The 9114-nt window shown below is 61.5% G+C and carries 8 protein-coding genes and 1 pseudogene; 2 read left to right on the top strand and 7 right to left on the bottom strand.

What is annotated here, in order from left to right:
- The 5 genes from BG35_RS10150 to petC form a co-directional block, all read right to left on the bottom strand.
- On the bottom strand, positions 1 to 1390 hold a 1390-nt coding region (locus BG35_RS10150; RefSeq protein ID WP_051506133.1), incomplete at its 3' end, for a Fic family protein.
- Positions 1391 to 1582: 192 nt separating this feature from the next.
- Positions 1583 to 2404 (bottom strand): precorrin-4 C(11)-methyltransferase, encoded by an 822-nt coding sequence (cobM, locus tag BG35_RS0103795; protein ID WP_025781776.1) that lies wholly within the window; start codon positions 2402 to 2404, stop codon positions 1583 to 1585.
- Between the two features lie 23 nt (positions 2405 to 2427).
- On the bottom strand, positions 2428 to 3333 hold the full coding sequence (gene lgt, locus BG35_RS0103790) for a prolipoprotein diacylglyceryl transferase (RefSeq protein ID WP_034416905.1): 906 nt from the start codon (positions 3331 to 3333) through the stop codon (positions 2428 to 2430).
- A gap of 27 nt (positions 3334 to 3360) precedes the next feature.
- Positions 3361 to 4296, bottom strand: a complete 936-nt coding sequence (locus BG35_RS0103785; protein WP_025781774.1) for an apocytochrome f — start codon at positions 4294 to 4296, stop codon at positions 3361 to 3363.
- A gap of 42 nt (positions 4297 to 4338) precedes the next feature.
- Positions 4339 to 4875 (bottom strand): cytochrome b6-f complex iron-sulfur subunit, encoded by a 537-nt coding sequence (petC, locus tag BG35_RS0103780; RefSeq protein ID WP_025781773.1) that lies wholly within the window; start codon positions 4873 to 4875, stop codon positions 4339 to 4341.
- A gap of 155 nt (positions 4876 to 5030) precedes the next feature.
- On the opposite strand from petC, the gene BG35_RS10140 reads away from it, so the two are divergent.
- The gene (locus tag BG35_RS10140; RefSeq protein WP_034416908.1) at positions 5031 to 5324 is read left to right on the top strand and encodes a DUF3067 family protein; all 294 of its coding nucleotides are present in this window, start codon (positions 5031 to 5033) and stop codon (positions 5322 to 5324) included.
- A 27-nt stretch (positions 5325 to 5351) separates the two neighbouring features.
- On the opposite strand, the pseudogene tatC reads toward BG35_RS10140, so the two are convergent.
- Positions 5352 to 6055: pseudogene (gene tatC / locus BG35_RS10135) on the bottom strand (twin-arginine translocase subunit TatC).
- A gap of 99 nt (positions 6056 to 6154) precedes the next feature.
- The gene (locus BG35_RS0103765; RefSeq protein WP_034416907.1) at positions 6155 to 7924 is read right to left on the bottom strand and encodes an Rqc2 family fibronectin-binding protein; all 1770 of its coding nucleotides are present in this window, start codon (positions 7922 to 7924) and stop codon (positions 6155 to 6157) included.
- 172 nt (positions 7925 to 8096) lie between these two features.
- Between BG35_RS0103765 and BG35_RS0103760 the strand changes: the two genes are divergently transcribed.
- Positions 8097 to 8915 (top strand): hypothetical protein, encoded by an 819-nt coding sequence (locus BG35_RS0103760; protein WP_025781771.1) that lies wholly within the window; start codon positions 8097 to 8099, stop codon positions 8913 to 8915.
- Positions 8916 to 9114: the final 199 nt, after the last annotated feature.

The following is a 9114-nucleotide window of genomic DNA, read 5'->3' as shown; positions in this document are numbered from 1 at the left end:
GCCAGTTCCTGGAACCGGATTCATCTTCACCTTCTAACGGCCATGTCAGGAAAGCGGCCGCTGCGTGAAGATCTGCCGCCCGACCCACCGCATGCAGCGAGACGACGAGCCTGGCCACCCTGTCTTCAAGTTCCGGTCTTTTGAGGGACAGCAACACCCAACGCCGCGACCGGTTGAGGTCGGCGTAGTAGTTCTGTGTCTTTGCGGCTTTAATGATCTGCCAAGACCACCAGTCTCGCGTGTCTGGCCTGTCGGTCTGAACGCGAGCATCCAGGCAGGAAATGCCTTGGTTTCCGATATTTCCGAAAGCACGCTCAAGCTCACCTTTCACCTCTTCGAGGCGAGTTTTTGCGATGCCAATCAGACGTTCTATGACTTGATTGGATTGCTCCTGTGAGGAAACTCTGCGCAGGCTTGCTCGCTTCGCGAGCTTCTTTGCAACACTGACCACCGGGCCACGGATCTCTCTCACGGAGTCAATCGCCTCATTCAGGTCGCTAATCTGAATGTCGGCAAAGAGATCCACCAGCGGTTTCAGGTTGCCACGGTCGGCAGCCTCCAGGGCATCGAGATAGCGTTCCCTGTGCTCTTCATCACGAACCACAAGCACGAGGCAATCAGCCTTCAGGAAGATGGCGGAGGTGAGGGCGCGTGCAACGCGGCCGTTGCCGTCCTGGAATGGGTGAATCTGTGTGAACCGGTGGTGGAGCCATGCCGCTTCCACCTCGGGGCATACGTCGGTGTGCGTCTGATGCAACCTCAGCAGATTGTCGATCTCGTCCTGCACAAAATCAGGGGGACAGTATTGGTGAATCGATCCGTCGGGCCGAGTCGGGTTGTTGAGTTGCTTCTTCCACTGCCCCTTCAGGAGTTGGACGGATGTGCGGTTTCCGTCGGGATCTTCAGCTTCGCATGTCTCTTGGCTGAGGGTAAGGCAATGATGAAGTTCCTTGACATAGAAGCTGGATAGGACGCGATTACCGCCCACCAAATCCATCACCATGTCAATGGCTGCTCGCTGGTCCGTGATCAATGCTCGGGCTGATTGGGAAATGCCGCCTTGTGCATGAAACTTGCCCAGTGCCTCCATCCCGGCTTCGAGAATCTGAACCGTGATGCCGCGGTTGACCCTGTAGAGACGCTCGATCATTCCTGTCTCGATGGCCCACTGAAGTGCGAGCCTCTCACGGATTTTCCGGACCTTCGTGTCGTCTCGAATGAGATCGCGGTCATCCTTCCACTGTTTTCGGACTGCTGCAAGGTCTTCGCGGCACAGATCCTTCCAATCCGGTGGTAAATTGGTAAGTGGATTCCACTTGTGAGCAATCAAAGATTCCACCGTGTCAGTTCGCCCAGGAATGAGGTCTTGAAACCTTACCAGAGGCTCCAAGACCACCCAATCATTCCGGGTTCGCAAGGGTGAAACTCCACCAGCAGGTCGATGTCGCTCTCGCCGGGGCGGCAGTCGGATCACACCACGGAACCGAAGGCGTACATGTGCGCCACCGGATGGCGGCGGCAGGCAGCGGTAATAGCCTCAAGCTGGGGTTGGGCCAGGGCGAGGCTCATAACTGACTCCCACTTACCCAATATCCACCCGCTGCCCCTGCTTTTGTTGGCCCTGGCGGGACATTGCAACCGTGCTTCGCCCCTTGGCCATCCCCCCTCGAAACAAATGGGTATGGCCGGGTGCATACAGTCGTGAGCGACAGTCTGGGCCGGCAGCCAGGGCGGGGCTCACCAGATAAAGGGTGGTGCGGATCAACTTGTGTGCTGTGGTGGTGGCGGCCATGGCGTCAAGGGTGGTGAGCAGGAGCTGCTCGTCAGGCCAACTGATGCGGAAGGCAATGGCCACAGGCGTGTCGGCGGGGTAATGGAGCAGTAGCTCCTCCTGAACAACCTCAACATGGCGGGCCGAAAGATACAGGCAGAGACTGGCTCCCAGAGCCGCCGCCTGTCGCAGCGCTTCCCGTTCAGGCGTACCGGTGCGGCCCGCAGCACGGGTCAACACAACGGTTTGCACCATGCCGGGGATGGTCAGCCCCTGGCCCAGGGCCGCTGCCGTAGCCTGGTAGGCACTGACTCCGGGCACCACCTCCACCTCCACGCCGGCCTCGGCCAGGCGGCAGATCTGTTCATGGAGCGCGCCATAGAGGCAAGGATCGCCGTCATGGAGACGCACCACCCGCTGGCCGGCCCGGGCCCGCTCCAGCACCACCTCCATCACCGCCTCCAGGGTGAGGCTGCGGGTGGAAATCCGTGGGCAGTCCGCAGGGGCCAGGGCGGCAATGGCGGGGGAGACGAGAGAATCAGCCCAGATGAGGGCCTGGGCCTCCCGGATGCGCCGATGGGCCCGCAGGGTGAGCAGGTCGGGGGCGCCGGGCCCAGCCCCCACGATGGCCACAGACCCTGGTGGTTGTATGGCGTTCAAGACGTGGGCTCCGAGCCTGGCAAGGGGCGACGCAAGCCATAAAGCCAGGCCAGGCCCATACTGCCCACCACAATCATGGCCCCGCTCATCACCTGGGCAATGCGCAGGCCCCCTTCACAGAAGGGGGGACTGGAGAACAGGCAGAGGGGATCGGTGCGCAACCCTTCAATCCAGAAGCGTCCCAGGCCGTAGGCAACGGCATAGATACAGGTCAGCGCCCCCGCCGGCAGCCTGAATCGACCGCGGCGGCAGCGCAACAACACAGCCATCAGCACACCAAAGACGGCCAGATTCCAGAGGGACTCGTAGAAAAAGGTGGCATGGAAATGACTGGCCTCGGGCTGAGTGGCCAGCACCTGGGGATCCACCAGGGCCTGGGGAATCTTGACGCTGACGGGAAAATCTGCCGGCACAGGCAGACCAAACGCTTCCGAGTTGAAGAAGTTGCCCCAGCGGCCAATGGCTTGCCCCAGGACCAGGGACGGCGCCAGCACATCCAGAAGATCCCAGAAGGGCTGCTGGCGGAGGCGGGAAAATATCCACACCGCCAGAAGCCCCCCCGCCATGGCCCCATGGATGGCGATTCCCCCTTCCCAGACGGCGAAGGCGCGGGGGATGGGAATCACCCCGAACAACCGTGTCCAGGCGCCGTGGTAGCGCTCCCATTCAAAGGCCACGTAGTAGATGCGGGCAGCCGCCACGGCGGCAATGGCCAGCACCGGCAGCAGATCCGAAATCAGCAACGGGTCAAGACCACGCCAGCGGGCCAATCGGCTGGAGAGGGTGAGGCCAATGACCACAGCCAGGGCAATCAGCACCCCGTACCAGCGCAGAGGCGTATGGGGAATCATCGGACCTGGCGATTGAAAAACCAGGCCCAACACGCCACCAGGTATTCCCATGGATAAACGGTCCTCCTCCTCGGAGTCTTAAAGCTGTCCGGCAGCTTGCACCCGCTCCACCTGGCGTTTCTTGAGCACAAAGAAGATTTGCGTGGCCAGCACCAGGGTGAAGAAGCCCAACATCCCCAGAATACGCCATGGGCTCTGCAACACGATCTCCGTATCGTGTTGACCGAAGCCCCCCTGGTTGGGGTCGTCGGTCAAGGCAGCGCCGGCGGCAACGGTTTCTCCAGGGGCAACGATCACCTCCAGACCCGCTGGAATCGCGGCATCAACCACGGTCTCGGCATCCGTTGCGATATGGACCACATGGCTGCCGTCCCCATTGTCGTCAATGCCGGTGACCTCCCCAGCCACGTCTGCTGTCCAGACCCCGTTGTTGCTTCTATCGCCGGTGGGGTAGAGCTGGCCCCGTCCCCGATTACCGCCCACGTGAACGGCGTACTTGCCGAAATTGATGGCGCTGTCTTCAGCCGGGTTGGGGGACAGTACAGGGAAGACAAGTTCCTGGTGCTGGTCGCCGAGCAAGGGACCAACAAGAATGACGTTGTCCGAACTGTCGTTGTAGGTGCTGTAGTAGATCCCCTCCATCTCCTCCTTCATGGTCTCGGGGATGCGATCCTCGGGCGCCAGGTGAAAGCCCTCCGGCAGCATCAACACCGCCCCGACTTGCAGGGGAACCTGACTCCCGTCAGCGGCCAGTTCCAAAGCGCCCTTCTCGTAGGGAACCTTGACCGTTGCCTTGAAGACCGTATCCGGAAAGACCGCCTGCGGCGCCTCCACCTGAATGGGTTTCTGGGCCAGGTGGCAGTTGGCGCACACCAGCTTGCCGGTGGCTTCTCGCGGGGTCTCCGGCGCCACTTGCTGGGCCCAGAAGGGGTAGGCCCGGGCGGCGTCAGGTTGAACAAAGAGGGTCAGGCAAACCAGAAGGAGGCCGACGACCAGGGCGCGTAGGGGATGCATGAACGTTGGGTACACGGTGGGTGGCGGATGATTCTTGAAACGTCAGGCCCACCAGGGGGAATCACCGGTGCGGAAGTCGGTTTCCGTCCATGGTTTGAGGAAGACCACGTCGTTGTTCTCCTCCACGTGGGCCAACGCCAGGGAGAGGGGCGCCGGGCCACGCACCACCTTGCCGTTTTCATCGTACTGGGACCCGTGGCAGGGGCAGATGAAGCGGTTCTTGCCCGCATTCCAGGGAACCACGCAACCCAGATGGGTACACACGGCATTGACGCCAAAGCCGGCCAAGGCGGCTTCCCCTTGCACCAGGAGATAGGTGGGGTCCCCCTTGAGGCCCTGCACCAGGCTGCGGTCCCCCTCCGGGTGGCTGGCCAGCCAGCCACTGGCGGTCACGTCGTTGCCCAGGGCATCCTTGGCGGTGGCGCCACCGCCGCTTCCCCCCGGCTTGGGGGGGATAAAGTAGCTGACGACGGGGTAAAGAGCGCCGAGGGCAACGCCTGTGGCGGAGCCAAACATGAGCAGGTTCATGAATTGGCGGCGCCCCATTCCGGGAACGTCACTGGCCTGGAGTTGTGTCATCTGCTGCGGGAGAGAATGGTCTTTGGCGCCCCAGGACGTTGGGGATCCACGCTGGCTGTAGCATTTTAGACCTTGGCCTCTGCATTATGAAGACGGGGCTGGCGTCATTGGCGGCAGCCCAACAGGACTGTGGCGTTTTGCAAAAAACATTGGCCATGGCTGCCGGCCCACTCACCGTTACCGAAGTCCGCGCTCTGCTGCAGCAACGCTGGGGCGCATCCTACGACGTCCACTTGATTCAGAGGCAGCAGCGCATCTACCTGCACATCATGTGGGGCTACCTGGAGCAGATGTCCTTCCCCCTGGACGAAGCCACCTATCTTGCCCGCCTGGCGGACGTAGTGGAGACCATCAACGGGATGGACAAGGGAGAGGCGGTGCGCACATGGCTGCGCACCACAACCGACCGGCCCCGCCTGGGCAAAGCCCTCAGCCTGCCGTTGCGATAGCCGTCACGATCCGGCGGCCAAGGGTGATCAACCGGCCTGGGGCCGGCGCCAGCGCACCAGGGCCACCAGACCCACCCCCAGCAGAAAGAGAAGGGTGATGGCGCTGCTGAGGAGCACCATGGTGATGGGATCCGTGGAGGGTGTCAGCACGGCGCCGGCCAGGGCTGAGCCCATCACAACCCAGCGCCAGGACCGCAACATGGTGACCGCGTCCACCAGACCGAACACACCCAGCAACACCTGCAGCACAGGCAACTGAAAAGCCAGGCCCGTGGCCAGCAGCAGCAGCAGGACAAAGTCCAGGTAGCGCTCAATGGACCAGAGGGGCTCCACCACGTCGGCGCCATAGGCCACCAGAAAACGGAGCGCCGCCGGTGCCAGGGTCCACCAGGCAAAGGTGACGCCCACCAGAAACAGCACCGTAGAGGCAGCCACGGCAGGCACCACCAGCCGGCGTTCCGACCGGTTCAGCCGGGCAGGATGAATTGGAGCGCTTCATAGACCAGATAGGGCAAACTCAGCGCCAGGCCCCCATATCCCGCCACCTTCAGGGACACAAACAGGAACTCCCCTGGGGCCAACTGCAGAAAACGAATTCCCTGGGCAGGTTGCTCCAGAAGACGCACCAGCGGGCGCACCCCCATCAGACACAACCCGGCGCAGACGGCAATGGCCAGCAAGCCCCGCAACAGGCGGTTGCGCAACTCGTCAAGGTGGCCCAACAGGGACATTTCCACCTCATCGGGGAACTCGGATTGGGGCACAGACTGGGGCTTGAGAGGGGACCGGGTGGACAACAGAGGCCCATACGGTCGTGATCACCACCGAGACTAGGGATCCTTGCTCCGCAGTAGGGGCGCCGCCCCGTCCGGATGCCCCCAGAGCACACGGCTTTCCCGGAAGCGCAAGACACCTGGTCCTGCACCGGGAATCCGTTGCAGATGGCGGGTCTCGGTGCTCACCACCGCAACGGCGCTGTTGCCCCGCCCCCGACTGAAATAAGCCGCCAGGTCCGCAGCGGCTTGCATGTCCTTCTCGTCCGCCCCGGCAGCTTCACTCACCTTGAGCACCACATGACTGCCGGGCATCTCCTGCGCATGAAACCAGAGGTCGCCACGGCGCGCCTCCTGGATGCTGATGCGGTCGTTCTGTCGGTTGTTGCGCCCCACCAGTAGCCGCAGACCCCCGGGGCTGCGCAACCGGAGGGGCTGGGAAACGGTTGTTCCCACTGGAGAAACGGCAACGGAGGAGGGGGGCAATCCCAATTCACGCAGTTCATCCTCCAGCTCCTCCAGGAGGACCTGCTGCTGGTGGGGAGGGGCGACGCTCCAGTGGAGCAGGAACTGGTCATGGGTTGATTCCAGCCGCGCCAAGCGCTGGCGATGCCGGGCCAGCCGTGGTTCCAGCGCCTGGCGGGACCGGCGCAGCTTGCGGGCTTTCCGGTAAAGCTGCTGCGCATTGGCCAGGATGGTTTTTTCCGGATCCAGGGGAATGGGCTCCTGAGGTCCCCCCATGGGGTCCGCCGCCAACAGGGTGGTCAACCCGCTGTGCTGGAGATCCGGGCAGCACATCAACCGATCCGCCAGGCGCTGCAGGGCGGTGTGGTCCGCCACAGCGGCCAACCGTTGTTGAACATCCCCCAGCAGCCGCTGTTCTCCCGCCATAGCCTTGCACAAAACCTGCGCCAGACGCTGGTGGTCCTGCTGCAACCGGGCATGGCGGAGATGGCGACCATGGAATGCCGCCAGGGCAAGACCCACACTCTGATCCGGTCCATCCGTGGACCTGGAGCCGCCCTGGCCCACCGGTGGCGCCGGCCACACCCGATAACCCTGATCCCCCTCCAACTGAAACCGGAACTGTCGGCTTTCCAGGGCAGCCAGCCAGAGTTGCCATTGCCGATAAAGGGCCTGCCACTGGTCCCCGGTCAGGGTGGTGACGCAGATTGTGGCGTCCACCCCGGCCTCGCCACAAAGTTGGCGGGCCAAGCCGGGACTGATGCCGCCATAGCGTCGCCAGAGGGCTTGGGCCACAGGGAGGGGCGCCAGTTGCAGGTGTGTCCGCCAACTGGCGCAGGATTCTTCTCCATTCGGCAAGCGGCCGGGCGCAGGGGGTGGTGCAGCGTAGCGGTCACCACAGCCCAGGGGGCGAACACGGGACTGCCGGGGCTTCACCTGCCGCCCCATGGCCATGATCCGGTCTGTGGCATCCAGGAGAAACAGGTTGCTGTGACGACCCATCAACTCCAACACCACCCGGCGCTCCACCACGGCCCCCGGTCGCTTGCCGAACTCCAGTTGCACAATGCGCTCCCAAGGAGGCTGCCGCAGGGCCGTCAGCGCCAGTCCCCGCAGACCGTGGTGGAATTGTTGGGCCAGGGTGCTGCCGGCGCCCTGGCGGGGCGGGGGTGGGCAGGGATGGAAGCGGGGCGCCGCCGCGGACCAGCTCAACTCCAGCCACAGGTGGATGCTGACGGTGCGCAGACCCATATGGATGGTGGCGCCATCACTCTGCTGAGCCTTGACAAAACGACTGGGCGCCACCTGCTGGTCCAGTTCATGACAGACGGCACGGAGTGTGGTGAAGTCCTGCTGTTGCATGGGAATGCCAGCGCCGGATCCGGGCATCAATCCGCGGCTGATGCTGCCGTGAAGTCTACCGAACCCACCAGCTGCCTGCTGGTGTTGACCGACCTCAGGGGGTGGTGGGCAAGGGAATCAATAGGGGCTTAATGTTGTAAAATGCCATTACTCTGTAGAGAGGCTTCTGAAAATGGATCGAGTCGAGAAATTGATTCTGGGGCAGGTGCAGCAGCAAGTAAAACAGCTATTGGATGAAGGGTACGAGTTGCTGGAGTTCCTGGATCTGCTTGAGAAAGAGCAGCAGCTTGAGAGCCTGTTCAATGATGTGAATACTGGGCAGGAAGATCAGTTCGTGCAGTGGGCCAGGCTCCGGTATGAGGTGGATTATCGTCTCCGATATGAGGTGGATAATTCGGTGGAACAGGAAAAGCTGGAGAAGTGGAAAAGTTCAGTCCAGGAGTTGGCTCACCTGAAGTGGCAGCAAGATCAATTGGAGCAGCAGGAGAATCAGCAGTCGGCGGCACAAGAGAAGCAGTCTGAGGTGGCGAAAAAGATTTTGCAGAAGCTTGAATTGAGAGATCAGTTCCCGTCTGGATTTCTCATAATCGAGATAAAACTGGAGGAGTTGTATAGATTACAGTGTAATTTAGTGAAAAAAGGCAAACAGGAAGAGATGGAGAATTTTGAGCAACTATACAAGCTTTGGCAGGAAAAGAGAGAGGAGTTGCTTGAATCACAAGAACTGCAGTTCGATGGACGACGGCGGCCGGTACAAGAGTTGGAGTTAGATGAACTACGAGAGCTATGGCAGACATGGGATGGTGAACTACAAAAGCTGCGACAGAAATGGGTAGAGTATCAGGACCTACGGCGTCAGGCTGGGAAGGAAGAGATGGAGAATCCTGCCCTGGACCAGTTGGAGCACCAGGATCAACAAATAAAGCTGAAGCTGCACCAGATGGAATCCTTGCAAAGGCTGCGGGAATGGCAGAGCGACCATTTGAGTTGACTGCTTATTAGCCGATGCCATCCACAAAGTTGGATTATTCCAATCCTTTCGGTTCGGCATTTTCCTGCACAAGTCACGATCAGTTCATGAAGTACCAAGCCCAACGTGCTCTGGCCTTGCTGCGTGAGGGCACCGGACGACCGGATGCCCAGTTCCGCGAAGGCCAGCAACGGGCCATCCGTCACCTTGTAGAAACCCC

Source organism: Candidatus Synechococcus spongiarum SH4 (assembly GCF_000586015.1).
Taxonomy (GTDB): Bacteria; Cyanobacteriota; Cyanobacteriia; order PCC-6307; family Cyanobiaceae; genus Synechococcus_B; species Synechococcus_B spongiarum_F.
The sequence above is the reverse complement of the archived record's forward strand: the minus strand, read 5'-3'. Positions and strand labels throughout refer to the sequence as shown.